The 24,953-nt window shown below is 63.5% G+C and carries 25 protein-coding genes and 1 pseudogene; 13 read left to right on the top strand and 13 right to left on the bottom strand.

The features are described from left to right. Positions 1–3 precede the first annotated feature (3 nt). From AC5ZG5_RS17440 to AC5ZG5_RS17430, 3 genes are read right to left on the bottom strand one after another with little or no spacing between them, the layout of a single operon-like run. Positions 4–909 carry an efflux RND transporter periplasmic adaptor subunit gene (locus AC5ZG5_RS17440; protein WP_456642959.1) on the bottom strand — a complete coding sequence of 302 codons (906 nt, stop codon included), beginning with the start codon at positions 907–909 and terminating at the stop codon, positions 4–6. 20 nt (positions 910–929) lie between these two features. Further along, the gene (locus AC5ZG5_RS17435) at positions 930–1,127 is read right to left on the bottom strand and encodes a DUF1656 domain-containing protein (protein WP_456642960.1); all 198 of its coding nucleotides are present in this window, start codon (positions 1,125–1,127) and stop codon (positions 930–932) included. Then, on the bottom strand, positions 1,124–3,205 hold the full coding sequence (locus AC5ZG5_RS17430; RefSeq protein WP_456642961.1) for an FUSC family protein: 2,082 nt from the start codon (positions 3,203–3,205) through the stop codon (positions 1,124–1,126). Before AC5ZG5_RS17430 ends, AC5ZG5_RS17435 begins: the two co-directional genes overlap by 4 nt. On the opposite strand from AC5ZG5_RS17430, the gene AC5ZG5_RS17425 reads away from it, so the two are divergent. Beyond that, a complete protein-coding gene (locus AC5ZG5_RS17425) occupies positions 3,192–3,365 on the top strand; it encodes a hypothetical protein (RefSeq protein ID WP_196237349.1) in 174 nt (57 codons plus the stop codon). The genes AC5ZG5_RS17430 and AC5ZG5_RS17425 overlap by 14 nt on opposite strands. 529 nt (positions 3,366–3,894) lie before the next feature. Here the strand turns inward: AC5ZG5_RS17425 and AC5ZG5_RS17420 are convergent. Beyond that, positions 3,895–4,515, bottom strand: a complete 621-nt coding sequence (locus AC5ZG5_RS17420) for a helix-turn-helix transcriptional regulator (protein ID WP_456642962.1) — start codon at positions 4,513–4,515, stop codon at positions 3,895–3,897. A 504-nt stretch (positions 4,516–5,019) separates the two neighbouring features. Between AC5ZG5_RS17420 and AC5ZG5_RS17415 the strand changes: the two genes are divergently transcribed. Next, positions 5,020–5,577: a hypothetical protein gene (locus tag AC5ZG5_RS17415; protein ID WP_456642963.1), complete on the top strand. Its 558-nt coding sequence runs from the start codon at positions 5,020–5,022 to the stop codon at positions 5,575–5,577. A 466-nt stretch (positions 5,578–6,043) separates the two neighbouring features. On the opposite strand, the gene AC5ZG5_RS17410 is transcribed toward AC5ZG5_RS17415, so the two are convergent. Beyond that, positions 6,044–7,624, bottom strand: a complete 1,581-nt coding sequence (locus tag AC5ZG5_RS17410; RefSeq protein WP_130227216.1) for an MDR family MFS transporter — start codon at positions 7,622–7,624, stop codon at positions 6,044–6,046. A gap of 159 nt (positions 7,625–7,783) precedes the next feature. Further along, complete coding sequence (locus AC5ZG5_RS17405) at positions 7,784–8,299, bottom strand: YcgN family cysteine cluster protein (protein WP_456642964.1); 516 nt, start codon at positions 8,297–8,299, stop codon at positions 7,784–7,786. On the opposite strand from AC5ZG5_RS17405, the gene AC5ZG5_RS17400 reads away from it, so the two are divergent. Genes AC5ZG5_RS17400 through AC5ZG5_RS17385 form a run of 4 tightly spaced genes read left to right on the top strand, consistent with a single transcriptional unit; the run spans position 8,298 to position 12,098 of the window. Further along, positions 8,298–8,567 carry a hypothetical protein gene (locus AC5ZG5_RS17400; RefSeq protein WP_456642965.1) on the top strand — a complete coding sequence of 90 codons (270 nt, stop codon included), beginning with the start codon at positions 8,298–8,300 and terminating at the stop codon, positions 8,565–8,567. The genes AC5ZG5_RS17405 and AC5ZG5_RS17400 overlap by 2 nt on opposite strands. A 27-nt stretch (positions 8,568–8,594) precedes the next feature. Beyond that, positions 8,595–10,865 carry a transglycosylase domain-containing protein gene (locus tag AC5ZG5_RS17395; protein ID WP_456642966.1) on the top strand — a complete coding sequence of 757 codons (2,271 nt, stop codon included), beginning with the start codon at positions 8,595–8,597 and terminating at the stop codon, positions 10,863–10,865. 40 nt (positions 10,866–10,905) lie between these two features. Continuing rightward, positions 10,906–11,484: a DUF1214 domain-containing protein gene (locus AC5ZG5_RS17390; protein WP_028166152.1), complete on the top strand. Its 579-nt coding sequence runs from the start codon at positions 10,906–10,908 to the stop codon at positions 11,482–11,484. Continuing rightward, positions 11,481–12,098, top strand: coding sequence for a DUF1254 domain-containing protein (locus tag AC5ZG5_RS17385; protein WP_456642967.1), 618 nt, complete (start codon positions 11,481–11,483; stop codon positions 12,096–12,098). The genes AC5ZG5_RS17390 and AC5ZG5_RS17385 overlap by 4 nt, the downstream gene beginning before the upstream one ends. Here the strand turns inward: AC5ZG5_RS17385 and AC5ZG5_RS17380 are convergent. Further along, entirely contained in the window at positions 12,095–12,874 is a 780-nt protein-coding gene (locus AC5ZG5_RS17380; RefSeq protein WP_456643050.1) for a hypothetical protein, read from the bottom strand. The two genes, AC5ZG5_RS17385 and AC5ZG5_RS17380, sit on opposite strands and share 4 nt — an antisense overlap. A gap of 16 nt (positions 12,875–12,890) precedes the next feature. Then, the gene (locus AC5ZG5_RS17375) at positions 12,891–13,091 is read right to left on the bottom strand and encodes a hypothetical protein (RefSeq protein WP_080663886.1); all 201 of its coding nucleotides are present in this window, start codon (positions 13,089–13,091) and stop codon (positions 12,891–12,893) included. Between the two features lie 307 nt (positions 13,092–13,398). Here AC5ZG5_RS17375 and AC5ZG5_RS17370 point away from each other — a divergent pair, with 307 nt between their 5' ends. Next, the gene (locus AC5ZG5_RS17370; protein WP_456642968.1) at positions 13,399–14,331 is read left to right on the top strand and encodes a DUF2336 domain-containing protein; all 933 of its coding nucleotides are present in this window, start codon (positions 13,399–13,401) and stop codon (positions 14,329–14,331) included. A gap of 98 nt (positions 14,332–14,429) precedes the next feature. Here the strand turns inward: AC5ZG5_RS17370 and AC5ZG5_RS17365 are convergent, their stop codons facing one another. Next, positions 14,430–14,774 (bottom strand): DUF1491 family protein, encoded by a 345-nt coding sequence (locus tag AC5ZG5_RS17365; protein ID WP_130227221.1) that lies wholly within the window; start codon positions 14,772–14,774, stop codon positions 14,430–14,432. Positions 14,775–15,090: 316 nt separating this feature from the next. Here AC5ZG5_RS17365 and AC5ZG5_RS17360 point away from each other — a divergent pair. From AC5ZG5_RS17360 to AC5ZG5_RS17345, 4 genes and pseudogenes are all read left to right on the top strand, one after another. Continuing rightward, positions 15,091–15,333: pseudogene (locus AC5ZG5_RS17360) on the top strand (calcium-binding protein); the annotation flags it as partial. Positions 15,334–15,402: 69 nt separating this feature from the next. Further along, a complete protein-coding gene (locus AC5ZG5_RS17355; protein WP_456643057.1) occupies positions 15,403–16,998 on the top strand; it encodes a phytase in 1,596 nt (531 codons plus the stop codon). A gap of 149 nt (positions 16,999–17,147) precedes the next feature. Next, complete coding sequence (locus AC5ZG5_RS17350; RefSeq protein ID WP_456642969.1) at positions 17,148–18,902, top strand: type I secretion system permease/ATPase; 1,755 nt, start codon at positions 17,148–17,150, stop codon at positions 18,900–18,902. Beyond that, a complete protein-coding gene (locus tag AC5ZG5_RS17345; RefSeq protein WP_456642970.1) occupies positions 18,899–20,206 on the top strand; it encodes an HlyD family type I secretion periplasmic adaptor subunit in 1,308 nt (435 codons plus the stop codon). Before AC5ZG5_RS17350 ends, AC5ZG5_RS17345 begins: the two co-directional genes overlap by 4 nt. Before the next feature lie 10 nt (positions 20,207–20,216). On the opposite strand, the gene AC5ZG5_RS17340 is transcribed toward AC5ZG5_RS17345, so the two are convergent. From AC5ZG5_RS17340 to AC5ZG5_RS17325, 4 genes are all read right to left on the bottom strand, one after another. Next, positions 20,217–20,708 (bottom strand): GNAT family N-acetyltransferase, encoded by a 492-nt coding sequence (locus AC5ZG5_RS17340; protein WP_456642971.1) that lies wholly within the window; start codon positions 20,706–20,708, stop codon positions 20,217–20,219. After that, positions 20,705–20,974: a type II toxin-antitoxin system TacA family antitoxin gene (locus tag AC5ZG5_RS17335; protein ID WP_456642972.1), complete on the bottom strand. Its 270-nt coding sequence runs from the start codon at positions 20,972–20,974 to the stop codon at positions 20,705–20,707. Before AC5ZG5_RS17335 ends, AC5ZG5_RS17340 begins: the two co-directional genes overlap by 4 nt. A 66-nt stretch (positions 20,975–21,040) precedes the next feature. After that, entirely contained in the window at positions 21,041–21,814 is a 774-nt protein-coding gene (locus AC5ZG5_RS17330) for a peptidoglycan-binding domain-containing protein (RefSeq protein ID WP_456642973.1), read from the bottom strand. Next, the gene (locus AC5ZG5_RS17325; RefSeq protein WP_456642974.1) at positions 21,807–23,624 is read right to left on the bottom strand and encodes a sensor histidine kinase; all 1,818 of its coding nucleotides are present in this window, start codon (positions 23,622–23,624) and stop codon (positions 21,807–21,809) included. Before AC5ZG5_RS17325 ends, AC5ZG5_RS17330 begins: the two co-directional genes overlap by 8 nt. 416 nt (positions 23,625–24,040) lie before the next feature. Between AC5ZG5_RS17325 and AC5ZG5_RS17320 the strand changes: the two genes are divergently transcribed. Together AC5ZG5_RS17320 and AC5ZG5_RS17315 are read left to right on the top strand one after the other, a co-directional pair. Beyond that, the gene (locus AC5ZG5_RS17320; RefSeq protein WP_130227226.1) at positions 24,041–24,427 is read left to right on the top strand and encodes a DUF5330 domain-containing protein; all 387 of its coding nucleotides are present in this window, start codon (positions 24,041–24,043) and stop codon (positions 24,425–24,427) included. A 91-nt stretch (positions 24,428–24,518) separates the two neighbouring features. After that, positions 24,519–24,950 (top strand): SufE family protein, encoded by a 432-nt coding sequence (locus AC5ZG5_RS17315; protein ID WP_130227227.1) that lies wholly within the window; start codon positions 24,519–24,521, stop codon positions 24,948–24,950. Positions 24,951–24,953 lie beyond the last annotated feature (3 nt).

Raw genomic sequence — 24,953 nt, 5'->3', positions numbered from 1 at the left:
CAACTATTTGCTCGAAACCGAAACCGCGGCATCGGGTTGAGGGCCCGGCGCCGTGACCTGCAGCGTCGCGGTCATTCCGGCACTCAACGTGATGCCTTCCGGCACGTAATCGATCGCGATGCGAACGGGAATCCGCTGGGCCAGGCGGACCCAACTGAAGGTCGGGTTGACGTTGGCGATCAGATCCGTGCCGATGACGTTTTCCCGATCCGTGATGGCACGGGCGACGCTTTCGACATGACCCTTCAGTGGCGCGTCGTACCCGAGCAATCGGATCGAAACGGCGTCTCCCAGGTTGATGAAGCGCAGCTTCGTTTCTTCGAAATAGCCGGCGATGTAGAAGGAATCCTGGTCCACGACGGCAAGGACCGGTTTTCCGGCCGTGACATAGTCGCCGCGGTTGAGAAGCAGATTGGTGACATGGCCGTTAACGGGCGACCGCACGTTGGTTCGTGCGAGGTTGAGCTTGGCGACGCCGACCTGCGCCACCGCCTGATCGTAAGCGGCGCGGGCCTCCAGCGTAGCGCTTCGCGCCTGATTGAGCGCTTCGACGGAGATCGCGGCGGCACTGAGCTTCTCGCGGCGATCTTGCTCCTCCTGCCGTTCGTCGAGCGTCGCCTTGGCTCCCGCGGCTGTGGCCTCCGCCTCCTCGAGCGCGAGCTGATAGCGCGCCGGGTCGACGACGAAAAGAATGTCTCCGATCTTGACCTGCTGGTTGTCCTTGACGCGCAGGTCGATGACGGCACCCGCGACATCGGGAGCGACGTTGACGACGTTGGCCCGCACCCGACCATCACGCGTCCACGGCGTGTCCTCGTACAGCCGCCACAACCACCATCCTGCAACGATCGCCGCCGCGACGGCCGCGATCGTAACCGCATATTGTGCGAAACGCCCGAGACTCGGCATGCCAACAGCTCACCAATGGCTCACATGCTCACGCCGACGACCAATGTGAGCAGAATGAGGTAGAGCGCCGTATTGAACAGCGCCGGATGCCAGACGACACGATAGAGGCCAATCCGGTCAAATACGAGCCGCATCAGCACCCAGATGATCGCGGCCACTCCCATATAGGCAAGGAACGGAGAGAGATAGACGCCACCCAGGTTGATCTCCTTGATCATGCGATTGCCGCCTCGCCGACTGACCGCGATGCAAGGCGCCGATCGCCAAGGAAGAAGCGCTCATGCTGCTCGATGGTGGTCTGGATTCCATAGAGCGCATCGGCAACGACCAACAGGTCGCCCTCGGCCGAGAGCGCACGATGACGCGCCTGTTCGAGCAGAGGTGCGGGAGACGCCGAGGCATGTCCGGACAGGGTTGCCCGAAACGCGGCGGACAGGTCGCTCAACGCGCCCTCGATCGCATCAACCACATCGCCCGGCACGTGCGGCAGTTCCCGTCGCAGGACAAGGATGTTCAGCCCGACGCGAAGCGCGGCAAAGCCGCTCTGCACCGATTGGCCATAGCGCGGCGATTCAGGGTCGAGCTGCGCCAACAGCGCATTGATGCGATCGAACGTCCGGCTCTCATACGCAGCACGCGTCTGCGGCGTTGCAGCTGTGGCAACGCGGGCCAGATCGCGCAACAAGCCGTGGATCAGACGGGTGGCCGCCACTTCTCGACCGAACGGACGGAACAACGCCAGCGAGACCGCGCCGAAGCCGATGCCGACCAAATAGCCTAGCGCGTTGTTGGCGAACGCCTCGAAGTCATAGGTCATCTGGTTGGAAATGCCGATCAGGCCGCCCGCGCCGAAGATCACGGGCATCACCATCGGAACGGCCTGAGGTATCGTGAGCAGCAACCCACAGACAAGGTAGAACGGCGCAAGCGCGACCACCAGCGCGGCAAACGTATTGAGCGTCGGCAACAGCACAAACAGGTAGGCCGCCGCGATGACGGCGCCGACAACCGTCATCCGAAAAAACATCGCCGCGCCCGCGGCCGGGTTGTCACGCGCACCCATGATCGCGCACATGATGCCGGCGAAGGTGACGGCGGTCGCACCATTGGGCCATGCCGAATAGATCCAGAACAGACTGGACAAGACGATCGTCAACGCAGCGACAACGCCGCCGGTCAACGCGAGCGCTGGCTCGCGATAGGGCTGAAAGGACGGCGCGGCTTCGCGCTCCGGGGGCAGCACTCCCAAGCCGATATGAGTCCGGATCCAGACCGCATCGCGCCAGATATCGATGATGTCCTGCAACCGCAGCAAGATGTTGCGCACCAGGAAGGCGTTCGGTGTGCTTTCAAGCTCCTGCCGCGACGGCTGTGCGGCGTCGATCTCGGCCTGGATTCTCGCCCCATGACCTGCTTCCCGCCGCGATTCATCCGGCGTCGCCGATCCGGTCCAGGCGGCGATATGCGCCGTCGTCGCCTGCAGAAGCGGGCGCAGCCGCTCGACTCGCTGCGGGTCGCGTTGCCGCAGCAGCAATATCCGGTCATGAACCGAGACGAGATGCGCCAGCAGCGATAGCAGCTTCGCTTCGAACAGGCGGACCAGACTGTCCATCGCCCTGACCGCCGGCGTATCCAGATTGGCGAACACGCGTAACTGCTCCAGACCTACTACGGCAGCGACCATGCGGCGCCGGTCCATCTGAATTTCGGCCTCGACCGGTTCAGCCGACAGCCTGTCTCCCGCCCAGCGCGCCATCGTCGACAGCGTCGATGACAGCGCATCAACCAGCGCGGCGCCTGCTCGTTGCGGAAACACGAGGTGGTGGACCAGCGTCGCACAGGCGATTCCGAGGATGATTTCCAGGCAACGCGCCACGGCAAAGTCAAAGGCGGTCTCCGGAGCGAGCGCTGCCGGCAGGCCGATGATGGCGGCCGAATAGCCAGAGAGCATGCCGACATAAGCCTGCGGTGCGTCGCGCAGATAAATGGAAACGGCTGTGCCCGCACCGATCCAAAGCGCGAGCGCAAGGCAAAATAGCTCTGGCGCATTGGAGAAGAGCGCGACCAGGACCAGCGATACGACCGCACCGATCACCGTCCCGAGCACCCTGTAGAGCGATTTGGCGAGCACCATTCCCGCGAGCGGCTGGGATACAACGTAGACCGTGGTGACGCTCCAGCTCGGTTGCGACAAGTCCAATTGAAATGCGATGTACAGCGCCAGCACGGCAGCGGCGAAGGACTTGAGCGAGAACAGCCAGTCCCGCCAGGAAAATCCGCGGATGATCGCGATCATGCTCCCCACCCGTGAGGCGGCCTTCGACACGGCCGTGCGACCTCGCATTCTCAAAGCAGATCAGGCGGCCAAGTTCCCGCTGTTCGCGGTGATCGTGACGCATTCAGCGCCCGGGTGCTCGCATGCCCGACCGCTCCAATCAGTTTGGCAATGCATCTGACCCGCCGCGAGCCCCCAAAGGCCAATGCGCATCCATGTCAAATTGCCTAGAGATTTCAACGTGGCTCGCGGTCACATATTCGCGGCCCGCCTCAGCGGCCCAAATGAACAGGCCCGAGGCCGCGCGGCGCATGTGGCGGGCATTGGCGACCGACGCCTTGCTGCCGGGATACCGGCCAGCGACGATATCATCCGAGAGTGTGGCGATATCGCGCGCTTGGCGACCGTGCTCGCGGCCATCTTGCCGAGGCGCGGGCTGATAAACCGCCGCAGATGGCGTCAGGTTTTTCCGTCAAGGACTTCGGTTAGCACGGACCTGTTTGGTTGTATCTCGCCATCCAACCGTTCTTGCTCCTTGGCTAACGCCAGTCCATGCGTTTAAAGCGCTTATACGCCGCTTTATCTTTCGCCCGCTCCGCCATCTCGGCGCAGTTCTGCGCGTTATCCCTAAATACATCGGACTGCTTCGGTTTCATTATCGCACCTATCAACAGACGAAAAAAATGGCCCCGGCTAGGGGCCATTTTCCGTTAGTCGTCCCAGTAGTGGTGACGCCTGATGATTACGTCGCGGTCGCCATAGCGATGATACCATCCGCGATGCCAGCCACGGTCATACCCATAGAACCCAGCACGGGGTCCGTAATAATCATGGTCGCGATAGTAGTCTCGGTCGCTGCCGATCCGAACACTAAAACCCTGAGCGCTTGCGACTGTAGGGGCCGCAACAGCGATGGTTGCTAACGCGGCGAGAACGTAAGAAAGCTTTCTCATGGTTCGTCTCCTCTCGTTAGTTACAACTGACAAGAAAACGAACGGCTGGCCGTGGAGTTTCGGGAACTGTGTCGGAACTTTTTTGAATGGATGTTCAGCAAGATTGCGCAACCAGCCGCCAACTGCGGCCTTACTCGTTTGCAGGACGTCCCGATACTTCAATCGGAGCGCGCCCCGACGTGCTGCGGCGGCACCCTCAGGATTTCGAGCGGCGGAGATGGTTGCGGCGGCCCCGGCGCCGGCCATGATTTCGTTCTGCCACCCGATGATATCGCTCTCGAACCAGACGCGCCGGTTCGGAGAGATGTAGGTCGGTCTCGGAAACCGGCCTGCCTTTTCCATTCGGATCACGTCGGCAGGTTCATCGGAGCGCGGCATGGCCGGAGTCTCTAGAACGGTACATAAATTTAGAGCGATTTGAAAAACTGCAAATACGCTCGCAGGGCGCGGTCGCGCGGACCCCGCGGCTTCGGCACCCTCCAAAGGACCCTGACGACCGATTGCGGACCTGCTAACTGAAGCGTATGGCGCGCGCCCACTTCCGCAAGGCGTAGGCCGTCACTGCCTGCGCATTACGTCGAGCACCGAGCACGTCTTCAGAGATGCTCTACTTGCATTGCAGGTCAGCCGCAGCATCCATTCTTCGAGGGGTCGTTGTAGCTTGGAGTGTCATGGTAGTGCATCAATGGCTGAGGCCCTGCGTAGGCCCGCGCTGGAAGGCTGATGTGCTGCGGCGCTGTGCGGACGTGGTGATGCTCCGTGGCGAAGGCCATCGGGGTTGTCGCTAACACCGACAGAAAAGTTGCCGCTGCGAAAACTGAAAAACGAGACATTTGGACACTCCCTTGTTTGCGTTGAGCAACGATTGCGGAGTGAACTGAAGTGGAACATAAGGGCTTGAGTTCAGCCCCTGAATGCCAGACAGTCCTTATTACCGTCTGGCATCCGTTTTTATTCCCGCTGCTTGCGAGTTTGGGGGCGAAGAGGGTCTCGGACGAACTACTTCTTCTATCGCCATCAAGCGCCTTGGCGTTTTCAGACAGCCAAGACCGTAAGCGGCCGACGTTTCGCAATCCCATGGACGTTCGTAGCAAGGACGCGCGCACGGTGCGTCCTTGGGCTTTCAGGACGAAGCGCGCCAGCGCACAGGGTGTGAAACTAGGGCCTATCGGGGCCCAGCCGGTTTCGGCGGCCCTTTCGTCGGCCCAGCAGAGATCAGAAAATGCCTTTATTTTCCGGCGCTTCCGCCGCTTTCAACAGGCCGAAAAAGCCATTAGACTTCAAGTCGTGTGGTCCTGGCGCCCCGACGCTGGCGCTAAGTTTTTTTGCGCGAAGAAATCCGCGCGAGAGGCGATGGTGGCAAGAAAGCCCGGTCACCAAGGAGAGCACGAAGGAAACCGTAACACCATCGCGCAGGGAAAGCCGGAATGCTTCGGTTGAACCTGTGGTCCTACCCCCGTGCTTTTTGTTGCATGGGACCCATGGGTGCAACCAGCACCCGGCTTACCCTGCGCCCTCTGTTCAATGAGAGGGTGAAAGTAAGCAAAACTCGGGCGGATTACGCCGCGAGAATGCGGATGCATATCCACTCACTCCACCGTCATGCCCTCCAACGGGTCGGCGCGTACGCGCCGCCCGATGATAGGCTCCGGCAGGCATCCAGTATCCCGCGGCTTCTCGGCTCATGCACTCCCGCCTCTGGAATACTGGATCGTCCGGTTAAGCCGGACGATGACCGCGGAGAGCTGTTTGAAATTTGAATCAGAACTCACCTCGTCATTGCGAGCGCAGCGAAGCAATCCATCGCGCCGCGTGTTGAGGCATGGATTGCTTCGCCGCGCTCGCAATGACGGAATACGTCGTCCACGAAAGCACGGGCGGGCCGCGACGTAAGGCCCGATCCGGCCTACTCCGCCACTTCCACCTGGCGCGTGGTCGGGCCTGCGAGCGGCCGCTCTTCCATGATGGTGATGCACAGCGCAGCAGTTGCGAGCAGCACGGCGGCGGCGCCGAAGACGAAGCGGAAGGCGTTGGTCATGTCGGCGACCGGGATCGAGCTCACCTCGCCATGATGCTCGCCGGCAAGCGAGATGTCGGCGCCGAGCGCCATCAGCAGGATCGCGGCGAACGCCGCCACCGCGAACGAGGCCATCAGCGCGCGGAAGAAATTCATCGCACCGGTCACGGTGCCGACCTGCGAGCGCGCCACCGCATTCTGCAGCGAGACCACGCTGACCGGAAACGTCGTGCCGAGGCCGAGCGCGAACACCGACATCAGCGTGAGCAGCCCCCACAGCGGCAGCGTGGTCATCGCCATCGCCACGCCGCAGAGGGCGGCGACCGAGGTGCCGACGATCGCGACGCGCTTGTAATGCTTGGCACGCGCCATGGTCCGGCCGGCAATCGCCGCGCCGCAGGTCGAGACCGCAGCAAGCGGGATCAGCGCCAGCCCGGCCTCGCTGGCACTGAGGTGATAGACCACCTCATAGTAGAGCGGCAGGTGCACCGTCAGCCCGACGATCGCGCCAAGCGCGCAACTGCCCGCGACGATCGCGAAAGGAACGACTGTTCCGCTCAGGAGCGACAGCGGCAGGAACGGCTCGTCCGCCCTGCCCGCGTGCCACACGAAGGTGGCGGCGAGCGCAAACGACGCGCCGATCATCGCCATGATCACCGGCGACAGCCAGGCAAAATGGTTGCCGCCCCAGGTCAACACCAGCATGAACACGACCGCGGAGGCCATCAACAGGATGCCGCCAAGCCAGTCGACCTTGCGCCTGCGGTGGAACACTGGGATCTTGCCCATCTTCGGCAACAGCAGCGCCAGTGCAGCAAACGACAGCGGCAGGTTGATCCAGAAGATCATCGACCAGTGCAGGTGCTCGGCGAACACGCCGCCGATCACCGGCCCCGCGATGCCGCCGGCCATCCAGACGCTGCTGAAATAGGCCTGGTACTGGCCGCGCTCGCGCGGGCTGACCACGTCGGAGATCACGGTCTGCACGACCGGCATGATGCCGCCGCCGCCGAGCCCCTGCAGCCCGCGCGCCAGGATCAATATGGGCATGTTGGGCGCGACCGCACACAGGATCGAGCCGACGACGAACAGGCTGAGCGAGGTGATGATCATGGCGCGGCGGCCATAGATGTCACTCAGCGTGCCGAATACCGGCGCGACCGCGGTCGACGCCAAGAGGTAGGCCGTGATTACCCAGGACAGGTTGGAGACGTCGCCGAACTGGCGGCCGATGGTCGGCAGCGCCGTCGCGACGATGGTCTGGTCGAGCGCCGCCAGGAACATCGTCAGCATCAGGCTGATCACGATGGTGCGGACTTCGTCCGGGGCAAGCGGAGCCGGCGGCGCCAAGGGTGGCGCGTCGGCGAGGTCGATCACCTCGGTCGGCAGGCGGGACAGCTCTTCGGCTACGTCTGCAGGCAATGTCTGTCGGTCGGCAGGTTCACGGCTCTGCCGTTCGAACTTGTTCATCTCGGGCGCAATTTCTCGCTGCAGCGCAACGCCGCAATGGAATCGTTCTATGAATTTCAATCTAGGCAGCAAATTCCTGTTGAGGCAGGCGGCTCAGCGCATGGGCGCATTCCAAGGCCGCGTCATCCCAATGACGTGAGTTGCGCCTTGGACGAGACGCTACGATTTCGGCCGGTTTTTCAGCCGCGCCCGTTTCGGAAGCACCGCCGGCCACCGCACGATGTGGTCCTCAAGCTCGGCGTCGGGGATCTCGTCCTCGGTTCCCTGCACCCGGCCGCGCACGGAGACGCCGGCCTCGTGCACGGTGTTCGGGTCACCGGAAATCAGCGGATGCCACCAATAGAGATCGCGGCCCTCCGCGACCAGTTTGTAGCCGCAGCTCGGCGGCAGCCAATTGAGGCTACGGACATTCTCCGGCGTCAGCCGGACGCAGTCCGGAACCTTGTCGGACCTGTTCGGATAGTCCTTGCAGGCGCAGAGCCCGGCATCCAGGAGTTTGCAGGAGACGTGGGTGAGGTAGATTTTCCCGGTGTCCTCGTCCTCGAGCTTCTCCAGGCAGCAGCGCCCGCAGCCGTCGCACAGGCTTTCCCATTCGACATTGGACATTTGCTCCAACGTCTTGGTTTTCCAGAAAAATCCCTCCTGGTTCGAGGCACGTTTGGGTGGTGCGGTCATGGACATCGAAGAATTTGGTTTAACTCGGCTCGCACCCCATCTAGGGGCGGCAGTGGCAGGCGCGCAAGCCGGCCATCTACAGGCGGCCGAACGAGTTCACAAACAGGTTCAGCCTGACATTAAAAATCGCAAGCAACACCATTGGTTTATAGCCTCCGCTCAGATAGAAACAACAACCGAGTCTCCCAAGTGGCGCGAGCAGCGCCTTGGGTTTGCCGCAACATGGAATCAAGACGCTCGACCGGTGCCCAAATGGATGGGCACGTGAGCGGTTTCTAAACGAGCAAGGGCCCCGGTGCGCCAGATCCTACCGCCGCAGTGGACGACCAAGCTCCGGAACTTCTTTCTGGACCTGGATGCGCGCATCGACTCCACGCTGTTCTCCTCCGCCAGGGGCCTGCGTGAGCTTTATGAGCGCTATTCCACCTTCATGGACCGCTTCTATGTCGGCCGCTGGAAGCGCTGGGTGTTCATCGAGCCGCTGTCGGAAGCCGCCACCATGGGGCTCGGCGGCATGGTCGTGCTGCTGGCGCTGGCGATCCCGGCGTTCCGCGAAACCGCCGATGACGACTGGCTGAAGAAGTCCGATCTCGCGGTGAGCTTCCTCGACCGTTACGGCAATCCGATCGGCAGCCGCGGCATCAAGCATAACGACTCGATCCCGCTGGAAGACTTTCCGGACGTTCTGATCAAGGCCACCCTCGCCACCGAGGACCGCCGCTTTTACGACCATTTCGGCATCGACATCGCCGGCACCGCCCGCGCGCTTGTCACCAACGCGCAAGCCGGCGGCGTGCGCCAGGGCGGCTCCTCGATCACGCAGCAGCTTGCCAAGAACCTGTTCCTGAACAACGAGCGCACCATCGAGCGTAAGATCAAGGAAGCATTCCTGGCGATCTGGCTCGAGCACCGCCTCAGCAAGAACGAGATCCTGAAGCTCTATCTCGACCGCGCCTATATGGGCGGCGGCACCTTCGGCGTCGACGGCGCGGCGCATTTCTACTTCAACAAGTCGGCGCGCGACGTCAATTTGGCGGAAGCCGCGATGCTCGCCGGCCTGTTCAAGGCACCGACCAAATACGCGCCGCATATCAACCTGCCGGCGGCGCGCGCCCGCGCCAACGTCGTGCTCGATAACCTCGTCGATGCCGGCTTCATGACCGAGGGCCAGGTGTTCGGCGCCCGCCGCAATCCCGCTGTGGCGGTCGACCGGCGCGACGAGAATTCGCCGAACTACTATCTCGACTGGGCATTCGACGAGATGCGCAGGCTCGTGGACACCTTCCCGAAATCCTACACCGAGCGCGTGTTCGTGGTCCGTACCGCCATCGACATGAACGTGCAGCGCGCCGCCGAGGAAGCGATCGAGAACCAGCTTCGCCAGTTCGGCCGCGATTATCACGCGACCCAAGCGGCGACCGTCGTCGCCGATCTCGACGGCGGCGTGCGCGCGATGGTCGGCGGCCGCGACTATGGCGCCAGCCAGTTCAACCGCGCCACCGACGCCTACCGGCAGCCCGGCTCGTCGTTCAAACCCTATGTCTACACCACGGCGCTCCTGAACGGGTTCACGCCGAACTCGAAGATCGTCGACGGCCCAGTGTGCATCGGCAATTGGTGCCCGCAGAACTATGGCCACTCCTATTCCGGCTCGGTGACGCTGACGCAGGCGATCACGCGCTCGATCAACGTCGTGCCGGTGAAACTCTCGATCGCGCTCGGTGGCAAGGAAGGCCCGAAGGCCGGCCGCGCCAAGATCGTCGAAGTGGCCCGTCGTTTCGGCCTCAAGGCGCCGCTGCCGGATACGCCGTCGCTGCCGATCGGCTCCGACGAGGTCACCGTGGTCGAGCATGCGGTCGCCTACGCGACGTTCCCGAACAGGGGCCGGTCCGTCACGCCGCATTCGGTGCTGGAAGTCCGCACCGGCGCCGGCGACCTGGTCTGGCGCTGGGACCGCGACGGTCCGCAGCCGCGGCAGGCGATCCCGGCCTCCGTTGCCGCCGACATGGCGGGGATGATGAGCCACGTGGTGAGCGAAGGCACCGCCCGCCGCGCCGCGCTCGACGGCATTCCGACCGCCGGCAAGACCGGCACCACCAACGCCTATCGTGACGCCTGGTTCGTCGGCTACACCGGCAACTTCACCTGCGCGGTCTGGTACGGCAATGACGACTACTCGCCAACCAATCGTATGACTGGCGGCTCGCTGCCGGCACAGACCTGGCACGACATCATGGTCGCCGCGCATCAGGGCGTCGAGGTCCGGGAAATTCCCGGCATCGGCATGGGCCAGAAACTGCCGAAGGAGCCGGCGGCGCAGGCGAATGCCGCGCCCAAGATACTCGAGACCAAGCCCGGGCCGCCGCCAGTGCTGACCAAGCGCGGCGCCGATATCCTGGTGCGGGTCGAGAAAATGCTCGACGATGCGGCCAGGACGTTGGGCAAGACGTCGTCCAACGCGCCGGCGCAACCGGATAAGCCGTCGTCCAGCGCACTGGCGTTCCCCGAGAATTACATCACGGCGGCCGGCGACCAGGCGGCGCCACCGATGCCGCGCAAGAACTAGAGCATGATCCGGCCAGTGATCGCTTCGGAGCTGTAGGGCCGTGCGGCTGATCCTCATCACCTTGCTCGCGCTGATCGTTGCCGCCGGGATCGGGCTCGGCTCGACTTACGTCGCCGCGACGCGCGGCACCAATATCGGCACGCTGAAGATCGGCGCATGGACCGCGCGGCCGCGGAACGGCACATCCGACATCGACCCCTACAACCGCGCGATCATCGCCCGCTCGGGCGAATTGCCTGTTGGCACCGGCGACGGCATCGGCTTCACCGCCACCACCGATGACAACAAGAAACCGCTCGACGGACGCTGCGACGTCGTCGTCAGCGGCGTCACCCCGCCGGCGCGGTTCTGGACGCTGACGCTGTTCGACAACAAGGGCCGTCTGGTGGCGAATTCGCTACAGCGCTACGGCTTCACCAGCCAGGAGATCATCCGCGCATCCGATGGCACCTTCGAGATCCGCATCGCCTCGCGCTCGCGCGCCGGCAACTGGCTGCCGACGGGCGGCATCGAGCGTTACGCGCTGATGCTGCGGCTCTACGATACGCCGGTCGGGGTGGCGACGCGGACCCAGCGCGACGCGCCGATGCCGACGATTTCGACGGTGGGCTGCCCATGATCCGCCTCGCCTTCACGATCATCGCAGGCGTGCTGCTGGGCGGCGTGGTGCACCTCGTCAGCGTGCTGGCCCTGCCGCGGATCGCCTCGCAGGACGCCTATTCGCGGTTGACGCCGATCACAAAGCTCAACGCGGTCACGCCACTGCCATCAGCGGATCCCGGCAATTCGCTGATGCCGTTTATGGACCCGGCATTCGCAATGGCGATCTGCCGCTACGATCTCTCGACCGGGCCGATCAAGCTGACGGTGCCGGTGAGCCAGGCCTATACCTCGGTGTCGTTCTACACTCGCAACGAGCTCGCCTATTACGCCATCAACGACCGCTCCGCCGGCAAGAAGGTGATCGAGCTCGATTTGATGACCGAGGCGCAGCACAACGAGCTGCCGGAGGATGAGGACGTCACCGCCGCCGACCGACTGATCATCGATTCCCCGACCACGACCGGCCTGATCCTCCTGAAGGCGCTGGCGGCCGAGCCCGGCCTGATGCCGCAGGCCCAGGCCTCGCTCGCGGCCGCAAGCTGCAAGGTGCAGGCCGAGCCGCCGGCGCCCAAGCAGGCCGAAATCCCGCTCCCCGCCCCCGCGCCCTCGGCACGGCCGTCGAAACGCTAGCCCTTCACGACCGTAGCGTGCCCGATCACCGGCGGCTGGGCGGCGACCGGCGGATTGGCGGTCAGCACGGCAAGCTCGCCGATCAGGCGGTCGGCGTCGGCCGCGACATTATCGGGCGCCTGGATCACCAACCGCTCCAGCGCCCAGCGATAGGACGAGATCCGCCGCTCCAGGCATTGCTGGACCCACTGCACGATCAACGTGTTCTCCTCCATCCGCGCGATCGCGTCAGCCCGCTCACGCGGCGACAGGTCCGACACCATGCCGAGGCTGGCATTGCGCTTGCGGTCGAGCTCGATGACGCGCCACGCCGTCGCAAAGAAAGGGTCGAAACGCGTGATGTCGTCGCGCACGTCGTCGATCAGCTGCATGTAGCGGGAAGTGTGCGCGCGGTGGGGCTCATCGATCAGCGCCCGCCCGTAAGCGGTGCGGTCGAACACCACCTTCTGTCGCCATGGCGATGGCAACGGCTGATAATCGCCGAACACGCTCTTCCAGGCCGGCCGCGAATGCGGCGGCTCGATCAAGGGATAGGCGAGATCGCGGAGCTGGCGCTCGTTCTCGGTAAGCTGGAACTGCGAGGGCCTCATGCCGATGCTGCCGGTCGCTTCCGCACCGAGCCAGCGGTGCATGTCGTCGTTGCGGAAGTCGGCGCGCGTGCGGCCGAAATCACCGCCGCTGCAGCCGCCGAGCGCCGTGCCGATCAGCAGCAGCGCCACTACCGGGCGTGCGCGACGGCGTCCCGTGCTCCGGCTCGGAAGACCCCCCTTCCGCATCTCAAACGTCCAATCGTCAGGTGCGCCGCCGACGACGGCGACGAGGCGCTGCACCTTCTGCCGGCCCGCGTCCACCGTCGCTCTGCTCGGTTACGCGCTCAATCCGGATAACGGGAAGGATCAGAACAGTCCCCATGCCATCGCTTGCAGCGCCACCCATGACTGCGCCCAGCCGCCGCGAAGCCGCATCCGCCGGAAACTCAATGATGGTGCCCATTTCTGTTCTCTCTGCTTGCCGCGCGGCGATGATTTGCCAGGCGACGTCCGGATTAAGAACCGCACGTGGTTAACGACCTCTTAATCGGAGCCGCCGGTCGATTACCGATGTGGCGAGTGTGCCTTATTCGCCAGATCGCTTCCGTCAGATAGTTCACACTTTAACGGATGCCTTCACGGCTCGTTTTCCTTAACCGGCTCTTAAAGCCGCCGACATAGGCTGGCGTCAGAACGTTTTGCGCATTCTCGAAAGTCGCGTACGCCTTCCCATGAGCGCAGCTCCAGTCATTCCAGGCCTCGACGGGCTGATGACCCTCTCTCGTCGCGAGGGCGTCGACATCCGTCCTACGCTGCTGCGCGTGCTCACCGACCTCTATGTGCAGGCCAAGGCTCATTCGGCTGATGAAGAGCGGCAGTTCGTCGAACTTGCCTCGCGCCTGATCGACCAGGTGGACGATGCGACGCGCGCGGCGGTGCGGGCGCGGCTCTCGGTCTATCCGGCGACGCCGGAGGAGCTTCTCGGCAAGCTTAGCCTGCGGCGCACCGATCCGGACCAGCCGTTGCCGGTCGCCGCTGAAATCGCTGCGCCGCCGTCTCCACCATTGCCGGTCCAACCCTCGACCGAAGCGCAGCTTCGGATGGCAGCGAGCCTCGCAATGCGGCCCAACGATGCCGCAGAGATCACCGACATGTTCTTCGCCGCGACGGCCAGCGAACGGGTCCAGATCCTGCAGAACATCGTGCAGACGCCGCTGAAGGCATCAGCCCGGATTCCTGCAGCGCGCGCCGCGCGCGCCATCGAAATCCTGGAAATGGCGGCCTTCGCCGAAGACATCGAGAATTTCGCGCGCGAGGTCGGCGAAGCCCTGATCCTGCCGTCGCGCATCGCCGAGCAGGTGGTGAATGATCCCGGCGGCGAGCCGCTGGCCTGCGCGGCAAGAGCGCTGAACATGCCGAGCCCGGCGTTCCAGCGGGTGCTGATGTTCCTCAATCCGGCGTTGGGTTCATCGGTGCACTACGTATTCCGCTTGTCGCGAATGTACGATCGGCTGAGCGAGCGCACGGCGCTCATCATGCTCGCTGCATGGCGCGGCTCGACCATGGCGGTCGCGCGCGCCAAATATCGCCCCTCGCTCTACGATGACGAACGCCATCGCGCACGCTCCACATCTGCCGACAGGCGCCCGGCGGGTCAGCCGGGCGATGCGCCCGCGATCCGCTCGCAGAGCTCCGGACGCTAGAGCATTTTCGGTTCTGATTGAATCAGAACCGAAGCTCTAGATTCTTGTTTTGACGCGTTTTCTTCACGCGAACCGGTCTCCACTTCGCCCGAAACGCTCTAACCCTTCGCCAGATCGAGAAAGTGCCGTCCGGCCTTGTCCTCGGTCTCGACGACCCAGACATCGGGATCGAACCGGATTTCCTTGGCGAGCCGTTGCTCCACCGATGATTCCGGCACCGGCTCCTTCGTCATCGGCACGAAGATACGGTCGAACGGCCGGCTGTCTTCGTAGGCTGTCTGCGGCGCCGGCGTGTAAAGCATGGCGTTGCCGTCGAGCAGCGCCACCTTGACGAACACCGCCCCCGCCTCCTCCGCGCCGCGCCGGCGCACGGCACCGAACACGCCTTCCTTCTGACAGCGCCGCAGATATGCGGACACCCAGATGCTCGATTTCAATCGCATCGCACAACGATAAGCCGGCCGCGAGATCAGCGCCAGTGCTTCTCCGCTCGTTTTGTGCGGGGCGCTCAAACGAACCGGGCAAGCCGTGGCCTCGCAAGAACCGCCCGATTTGCCAATTTTTCCACAAGGCACCCACACACCGCGACTCTTTGTCACGCAACTAAAACAAGCCGAATTTCCCGAGAAAATCGACATCATTTGCCGCAGATGGGCGAGTTTCCGCCTCTGGCGATTGCAACTTCATCCCGATGTCGCGCGACCGTCATGACCGATTGGTTAACGGACCGGGCTACGATCCATTTTCCAGGGGAAAGCAATGTCAGGAAGTCATCAATACCATCACGCGCGTCACCACGGCGGAAAGAAGCTGTTCGGAACGAAAAGCGACGACAACCTTTTCGGGTCGGACCGCAATGACATCATCTTCGGCCTTCGGGGCGACGATCTGATCGACGGAGGCAAAGGCAACGACACGCTGTTCGGTGGAAAGGGCAACGATGCCCTGATCGGCGGCGAAGGTAATGACCGCCTGTTCGGCGGCCCCGGACGGGATCTGCTGCTTGGCGGCGCCGGCAAAGACGAACTCAGCGGCGGTGACGGCAATGACAAGTTTCTGTTCCGCAAGGGCATGGGCGTCGACACGATCGAGCATCTCGATCTCGGCGACCGCATCGATATCCGCGACTTCCATGTCGCCTCTTTTCAGGCGCTGATCGACTCCGCCCGACAGGTCGGCCACGACGTTCAGATCAGCTTCGGCAATGGCGACAAGCTCGTCATCGAGGATACGCGGATCGCGAACCTTCATGCCGAACAGTTCATCATCGCCGATGAGGTCAAGGGGCCGTCAAGCTCGCAGACGCCCTATCTCGTCAGCAGCGATTCCCATGTCTACACCCAGTCGCTGCTGACGGCGGGTGACAGCGTGGGCGGCTACAAGATGGCCGGCATTCCCGACGGCCTTGGCGCGTTCGATAATGGCGACGGGACCTTCACCGTCCTGATGAACCACGAGATCGGCGGAAACCTGGGCGTTGCGCGCGCTCATGGCGGCACCGGCGCGTTCATCTCGGAATGGGTGTTCGACAAGACCACGCTGCAGGCGGTGTCGGGCAAGGACCTCATCCACGACGTCTGGCTCTACGACACGACGACCAACAGCTATGTCGACCACAACGGCGGCAACAGCCCGGTATCGTTCAACCGCTTCTGCTCCGCCGATCTTGCCGATCAGAGCGCGTTCTACAATGCGCAAACCGGTCTCGGCTTCAACGGCAGGCTCTATCTCAACGGTGAAGAGTCCGGTGTCGAAGGGCGGGCATTCGCCCATATCGTAGGCGGCGCGCAGGACGGCAATAGCTATGAGCTCGCCTGGCTCGGCAACATGTCCTTCGAGAATGTGGTTGCCAATGCGCATACCGGCGACAAGACCGTGGTCGCGGCGCTCGACGATGGACAGAATGGCCAGGTCTACTTCTATGCCGGCGACAAGAAGGCGACCGGTAACGCCGTCGAGAAGGCCGGCCTGACCGGCGGCCATTTCTTCGGCATTCACGTCAGCGAGTTTGAAGGCGCGTTGAACAACAACGAGCCGAACACCGCCTCCCCGCTCGGGACGGACGAGAAGTCGACCTTCTCGATGATCGATCTCGGCGACGTCAGCGGCATGACCGGCGCTCAGATCGATGCCGCAAGCGAGGCCGCCGGCGTCACCAGCTTCCTTCGTCCGGAAGACGGTGCCTGGGACACGCTCAACCCGAACCGCTTCTACTTCGTGACGACGGACGCCTTCAATGCTCCGAGCCGGCTGTGGGCGTTGGATTTCAACGATGCCAGCAACCCGGCCGCGGGCGGCACCATCAAGCTGCTGCTCAACGGCACCGAAGGGCAGCAGATGTTCGACAACCTCACGGTCGACGCGAACGGCAAGATCGTTCTCTGCGAGGACGTCGGCAACAATGCGCATCTCGGCAAGGTCTGGCAGTACGATCCGGCAACCGACAAGCTGACACAGCTCGCCGAGCACGATCCGAGCCGCTTCACTTCGGGCGGCGCGAACTTCCTGACCCAGGACGAGGAATCGTCCGGCGTCATCGACGTCTCGCACATCCTCGGCAACGCCGGTGAGAACGTCTACCTGATCGATACCCAGGCGCACTTCAACGTCGGCGGCGAACAGGTCGAGGGTGGTCAGCTACAACTGATCCACCAGTATCTGGTCTGATGGCGATCCTGACGGACGGGCCATTCCCCGTCCGTCACCAAGCCGTGGACTTGCCCTTGGACTTGCGGAGGCACGGGTTCTTCCCCGCCTCCGCATCCATGCTTTCAAACCGCGCCCCTCACCTGCAATCTGCGGAGCAATTCCCCGTGATGCCAATCGCGCAAGCAAACCGTCCTGCCGCGGAATCGGAATTGCATTTAGCGCTAGCATCCTGCCGCGCCGCGCTGATCGCAATCGCGATGTTCAGCGGACTAATCAACCTGCTGAGCCTGACCGGCTCGCTGTTCATGCTGGAAGTCTATGATCGCGTGCTGCCGAGCCGCAGCGTGCCCACGCTTGTCGGTCTCAGCATCATCGCGGCCATGCTGTTCGTCTTCCAGGGTATGCTGGAGCTGACGCGTGGACGCATGCTGCTTCGGATCGGAAACCAGATCGACTGGCGTGTCAGCGACCGCGTCTATGATCTCGTGATACGCCTGCCGCTCCGCACCCGCGGCGGCGGCGATGGGCTGCAACCGGTCCGGGACCTCGACACCATCAGGTCGGTGCTGTCGGGGGCTGGCCTGCCAGCACTGTTCGATTTGCCGTGGCTGCCGATCTATCTCGTGATCTGCTTTGCGTTCCATCCGCTGATCGGCGGCACCGTGCTCGGCGGCGCGCTTGTGCTGGTGATCTTGACGCTGCTCACCGATCGCTTGTCCCGCCGCTCGGTGCAAAGGGCGTCAATCCATGCCGCAGCGCGTAACCGGCTCGCCGAGGCGAGCCGGCGCAATGCGGAAGTCTTGGCTGCGATGGGGATGTCCGCGCGTTTGCTCGCGCGCTGGCGCGAGCTCGGCGATGCCTATCGCCGGCAGCAGAAAATCGCCGGCGACATCTCGGGCGGTTTCGGCGTCGTCGGACGCATGCTGCGCATGATGCTGCAATCCGCCGTCCTTGCGGTGGGCGCCTACCTCGTCATCCACCAGGAGGCATCCGGCGGAATCATCATTGCCAGCTCGATCCTGACAGGCCGCGCGCTCGCGCCCGTCGACCTCGCGATCGCCAACTGGAGGAGTTTCGTTGCGGCGCGCCAGAGCTGGCGGCGACTGGAGAAACTGCTGGCAGCCATCCCAGCGCCCGCGACCCAGGTGCCCTTGCCCGAACCGAGCCGCACGCTGCTTGCGGAAAAACTCTCCGTCACGGCTCCGGAATCCGAAAAGCCGTTGGCGACCGACATCAATTTCGTCCTCAAGGCGGGCAGCGCGCTCGGGATCATCGGCGCCAGCGGATCGGGAAAATCCTCGTTGGTCCGGGCGCTGGTCGGCGCATGGCCGCCGTCGCGCGGTGTCGTCCGACTGGACGGCGCTGCGCTGGAGCAATGGTCACCCGAGGCGCTCGGAACTCACATCGGATATCTGCCGCAGGACGTCGAGCTGTTCGAAGGCACCATCGCCGAGAACATCGCGAGATTTGTCCCGACCCCGCCGATGGAAATGGTGCTCGCGGCCGCACACGCAGCCGGCATCCATCAGCTCATCGTCGGCTTGCCGGAGGGATACAACACACAGATCGGCGAACAGGGCGCGCGCCTCTCCGCCGGCCAAAGGCAGCGCGTTGCACTCGCCCGCGCCCTGTATGCGGATCCCTTCCTGGTCGTGCTGGATGAACCCAACTCGAACCTGGACGCCGAAGGCGAAGAGGCGTTGACCCGCGCGATCCTCGCGGTTCGGGCTCGGGGCGGCATCGTCGTGATCATCGCGCACCGATCGAGCGCGCTCGCTGCCGTCGACTTCGTAATGACGATGGCCAACGGCAGGCAGCAAACCTTTGGCCCCAAGGACGAAGTGTTGTCGATGCTGACCCGACGAGAACCACCCCCCGCAGGGCCATTCAAGGTCGTTCCTCAAACCGCGGCATCGACATGACCGAGAGCACATTTCGCGGCGAAGACCGCAGCCTGCGCCACCATCTGATCGGCGGAATGGTTATCGCGCTCGTGCTGACCGGCGGCATCGGCGGCTGGGCCGCCACCACGGAATTGTCAGGCGCAGTTACTGCGTCCGGATCGGTTGTCGTCGATTCCAATGTGAAGAAAGTCCAACATCTGACCGGCGGCATCGTCGGAGAATTGCTGGTCCGCGAAGGCGATCATGTTCGCGCCGGAGATACCCTGGTGCGACTCGATGAGACCGCGCTGCGGGCCGGCCTTGCCATCTACGCCAAAGGCTTGGATGAGATGCGCGCCCGCAAGGCCCGCCTCAGCAGCGAGCGCGATGGCGCCGAGCACGTCGTGGTCCCGTCCGAGCTGCTCGATCGCCCCTCGCCGGAGTTCGTCACGGCCCTGGACAGCGAACGCCGATTGTTCGAGCTCAGAGCCACCGCGCGCCGGGGGCAGAAGTCGCAGCTCCGCCAGCGCATCGCGCAGCTCGAAGATGAAATCCGTGGCTACGCCGCCCTGCAGGAGGCCAAGGCGGAGGAGATCGAACTGATCCAACGCGAGCTCACGGGTGTACGGACTCTCTGGGAGAAGAACCTGATCCAGATGAGCCGGCTGACGGTTCTCGAGCGCGAAGCCGCGCGCCTCAAGGGCGAACTGGCGCAGTCGATGGCCGCGACGGCACAGGTGCGCGGCAAGGTCACCGAAATCGAATTGCAGATCATCCAGATCGATCAGGACCTCAGCAGCGAGGTCGCCAAGGAGCTGCGCGAGATCGACGGCAAGATCGGAGAATTCATCGAACGCAAGGTGGCAGCGGAGGATCAGCTCAAACGGGTCGACATCCGCGCCCCGCAGAACGGGATCGTGCACCAGCTCAGCGTCCACACGGTCGGCGGCGTGGTCAGCCCGGCCGAACCGGTCATGCTGATCGTGCCGGAGGCCGATCTTCTGACCGTCGACGCCAAGATCTCGCCTGGAGACATCGATCAGCTCCATGTCGGACAGGCCGCAAGCCTGCGGTTCTCCGCCTTCAGCCAGCGCACCACGCCGGAAATCCAGGGCACGATCAGCCGCATCTCGGCAGACGTGACATCGGACCAGCGCACCGGCCAGAGTTTCTACACCGCACGGGTGGCGATCACGCCCGAGGAGCTGGCGCGATTGGGAGACGCGAGACTTCTGCCGGGAATGCCGACCGAAATCTTTGCCAAGACCCATGATCGCAGCGTGTTGTCCTATTTCATCAAGCCGCTCTCCGACCAGATTGTCCGGGCTTTCCGCGAGCGCTGACGTGTTCGCTTCACAACGCCGCCTGCAGGTCGGCCAAGGTCATCATCAGCGTCCGCGGATTTGCCGGTGAGGCTTCCACGCCGATGGCGCGATAGAACCTGACTGCCTCCTCAGAGATCGTATGGATGAGCAGTCCTCGTATCCCGATGGCACTTGCTGCGGCGAGGATGCGCAAGGAGGCGTCGCGGAACAGGGCGCGTCCCAGGCCCTGCTTCTGAAAGCCAACATCAATGGCAAGGCGGGCGAGAATCGCGACCGGTATCGGGTCCGGCATATTGCGGCGGAACTTTCCCGTAGCCTCCGAGCAGGCCAGTGCGCCTGCCGCTAATGCGTAGTAGGCGACGACACGCTTTTCATCGCAGACGACAAAAGTTCGTGACGCGCCGCTCTTTTGGTTGGCGAACGCGCGACGCTTCAACCAGTCATCAAGACTGGGATGTCCACACGAGAAAGCCGACACATCGTGGCTGCCATCAATCGGCAAAGGCGCGTGAAGCGTCATTCCCACGGCGCTTTGGTCTGCATCGTCCGCTTCAAGCGCTTGCTTGGCGACGGTGGCGCCTCCAGGCGCGCAACAAAATCGGCATAGGTCCTGGCATCTACCTGGATCACGGCGCGATCGAGCAGTGCCTCCTCGGCAGCGCGTCGAGCCGCCTCAAGGATAAAATCCGTACGCGTCTTTCCCTGAACCTTCGCCGCCCAATCGAACAGATTCCGGTCCTCGGGCTTGATCCGCATGTTCAGCGTGTCACGCGCGGCCGTAGGCATGGTCCACTCTCCTTGTCGAGCGGATCATATCAGGTTTGCAATGACATTGTCATTACAAATCTGGAGCTACTCTACCGGGTGTCCGATCATTGCCGAGAGTTCGCGCACGACTCGGTCCGACATCTGGCCGGTCACCGGCAGCTTGCGGTCGCGCTCGAATTTGGCGATTGCGGCCTGGGTATCGGAACCGATGGTGCCGGTCGGCTTGAGCTGGCCGTAGCCATATTCGGTGAGCGCCCGCTGCACCGCTGCGATACGCTTCGATGTCGCACTCTGGGTGGTCTCGCCGCGCGAGGGGATCGGCGCAGGCGGCCGGATGACATTTGCCGGAGCCGGCGGGGCTGAAGTCGACTTCAGCACGAGATTGGTCATCGGGTCGGAAGTCTTGGGATCGGGAGTCTTGGAATCGGAAGTCTTGGAATCGGAAGTCTTGGAAACAGAAGCCTTGGAGTCGGAGACCCGCGGTTCCGCCCTTGGTTCGGCAGGCTTCGCAGGCTCGGTGGGTTTTGCTTCCACCGGCTGAGATTCAACCGGACGCGCAGCCGCCTCGACAGGTCGCGAACGCGGCAGCGGGCTGGTGACGGCGGGCGCCGGCGGCGGCAGCGTCACGACCGAACCGAACATCGGCGATGGATGACGGCCGGCCTGCAAGAACAGGGCATTGGTGACGATGGCAATGACGGCGCCGGCTGCGAGCACGGCGGCGACCGTGTCCTTCGGACTGTGCAGCAGCACGCGCATCACGAGGCCGCGCTCTTCCTCGGCTTCGATCGCAACCGCCTGCGCGCCACGACGGCGGCGGCGCGGCATCTCGTCATCGTCGGCGACTTTTCTAGGCACTCTTCTTCACCTGCTGGGCTTGTTCTTGTAATCCCGATCGCAACGCGGGCTTCAGCGTCGCGATCTTGCCGGAAGGCTCCTGCACTGGCGGCGGCGCAAACGAGAGCGGCAGCGTCACCGTCACGGTGGTGCCTTCGCCAAGCTTGCTCTCTACACTCATCTCGCCCTGGTGCAAGCCGACCAGGCCCTTCACGATCGACAGCCCAAGTCCCGTACCCTCATGGCGGCGCTGATAGGTCTTGCCGGCCTGGAAGAAGGGATTGCCGATCCGTTTGAGATCGTCAGCATCGATGCCGACGCCGGTATCGGTGATGCGGAGCATCAGCCGCGATCCCTCGACCGCAGCCGACACCGTGACGCTGCCGCCGCGCTCGGTGAACTTGATGGCGTTGGATACGAGATTGAGCGTGATCTGCTTGAAGGCGCGCGGATCGCCGTTCATCATGGGCAGATCCTCCGGCGCGCGGGTGATCAGATCGACGCCGTTCTCCCGCGCCTTCAGCGCCAGCAGGTTGCAGCAGTTGAGCAGCGCCGGGCGCGGCGCGAAAGGCTCGGGCGCAATCTCGAAGGTGCCCGTTTCCATCTTGGACATGTCGAGGATGCCGTTCACCACCGACAACAAATGCTGGCCGGAATCACGGATGAGCTGCGCATACTCCTTGCGGCGCGCCGCATCGAGCATCAGCACGTCTTCCTGGGCGATCATGTCGGAGAAGCCGATGATGGCATTCAGCGGCGTGCGCAATTCGTGGCTCATGGTGGCGAGGAACCGCGTCTTCGACGCGTCCGCCTGCTCGGCAGCGTTGCGCGCCTGCTCCAGCGCCTCCTGCTGCATCTTGCGATCGGTGACGTCGCGAATCACGGCAACGACTTCGCCCTCGCCTGCGGCCTGATCGAGCGGCCGGCAGCGCATCTCGACCCAGATGAAATCCGCCGACTGCATCAAACCGCGCGGCGCCTCCCGCCGCAGGCGGAATTCGACGCTGCGTCCCTCGCCGCCCCGTGCTGCATCCGACAACGCAGTGAGATAGGCCGGACGATCGGCGACATGGACGCGATCGAACAGGCCGTGCCCCATCAGCCGCGGCGCCGCCATGCCGAGCATCGCTTCCGCCGCCGGCGAGATGAATTGCACCGCGCCGTTACGGCTGTGGCGCGACAGCACGTCGCTCATGTTGTGCGCCAGGAGACGGTAGCGTTCTTCCTCGCGATAGAGCAGCGCCACGCTGGTGCGCGCGAGCGACTCCGCGCCGAAAGCAAGACCCGCGGCATAGAGCGTCGCCGAAACGACGCCGAACCCGATCAAGGCGCCCTGCAATGGCGCGCTCAGATTTGACGGCGGCAGCAGCTGGAAATGGCCGAGCACGATCAAGGCTGCCGCACATGACATCGCAAGCGCAAAAGCGAATGCCACCACACGGCGCGAGGCCGACAGCGCCGCCTCGATCGGAACGACGATGAGCCAGACCGCGGCAAAGGATGCGATCCCGCCGGTGGCCGCCGCCACAATCATGACGAAGACGGCAAGCGCCAGCGACGACAGCACATGCGCGCCTTCATAGCGGCCGGTGCGCGACAGGAACCAGGACAACAGGATCGGGGCGATCAGCCACGCGAAAGCGGCAACCTCGATCGCAGTCGGCGCGCCGCGCAGCGCGAGATAGACCGGAAACGCAGCGAACGCCGCCAGGCTGCCGAGCAGACGCGGCGCCATGAAGGCGCGATGCCGCGCCCGCGTCAACGCATCATATCTCGCCGACGGATGCAGCAGGGCATCGAGACAATCGCGGATAATACTCAAAACACTCACGGCTTTCGCGCTTTCCGATCCTGCGTCAAAGACGAGTCGGAACGCCCCCTTCATCTTGGACTCACCGTGTCAGAGTGAACTTAAGCGAACGCTAAGGCACAGCGCCCGGCCGCCAGACTCCGTGCATTCGCACGGCTTTTGCACATCACAGCGGGCGCATTTGGCGCGGATGGTGAACGCAAGGTTTCCGCGATCGATAACCTTATGGTTTCGAAATGGTGGATAGACCGGGCTCGTGCTGCTCGCCGGCATCAATCGAAAATTTACAGCGAATCAACGCGCCCGCGCATTTCGGCACGCATTTTCCGCGAATTTTCGACGATTTAACTTCAAGGCAAACACTTGCGTTTTATTGACCGCTGCTAGTCACGTGCGAATTGCGGATCAACCGCAAACGAAGATGACGGGGTCGCGAGATGTTTTTCCTGCTGCGCATGGCATTCTGGCTCGGGCTCGTGCTCGTGCTGCTGCCAAGGGACAAAACACCTGAATCGGAAAAGCTGCCGCAGATCGGCGCCGCCGAAGCCGTGCAGGCGGCGACCGCTGCTGTCAGCGACATGGGCCAGTTCTGCAAGCGCCAGCCTGCGGCTTGCGAGGTCGGCGGCCAGGCTGCGACCGTGATCGGTCAGCGCGCCACCGACGGTGCAAGGAAAATCTATCAGATCATCATCGACAAGAAGTCGCCGGACCACACCGGCTCGATCGGCTCGCCTGAGGATGCCGAGGTCTCCCTGGTTGCGTCCCGTGACACCCTGACGGCCGACGACCAGGCCATCGAATGGCGGCCGCCGCCCGCGCCGTGACCGCAAAATAAGCCGGAACCGGCTGCATTTTCATCGCATTCGGCCGCCCGCGACCCTATATAACGATTGGAGTGATGGGACGCGGGTGACGATGACGATCGACGAAATCAGGGAGAATTTCTCGCTGCTCGACGAGTGGGACGACCGATACCGGTACGTCATCGAACTCGGCCGCACCCTTGCGCCGATGCCGGAAGAAGAGCATTCGGCGGCCAACAAGGTGCAGGGTTGCGCGAGCCAGGTCTGGCTCTCCAGGAAGATCGATCACGCCGCCAACGGCGAGCCGCGGCTGCATTATCTCGGTGACAGCGATGCGCATATCGTGCGCGGCCTGATCGCGATCCTGCTCACGCTGTATTCGGACCGCACGCCCAAGGAAATCCTGGCGACGGATGCGGCCGCGATCTTCGATGAGTTCGGGTTCCGCGATCACCTGACGCCGCAGCGCTCCAACGGATTTCGCTCAATGATCGAGCGTATCCGCTCGGACGCACGCGAGACGCTCGCGACCGCCGCTTCCTAGCTC

It is taken from the genome of Bradyrhizobium sp. Ses1 (assembly GCF_059512365.1).
Note: the sequence above shows the minus strand (reverse complement) of the source record. Positions and strands in the feature narration are given on the sequence as shown.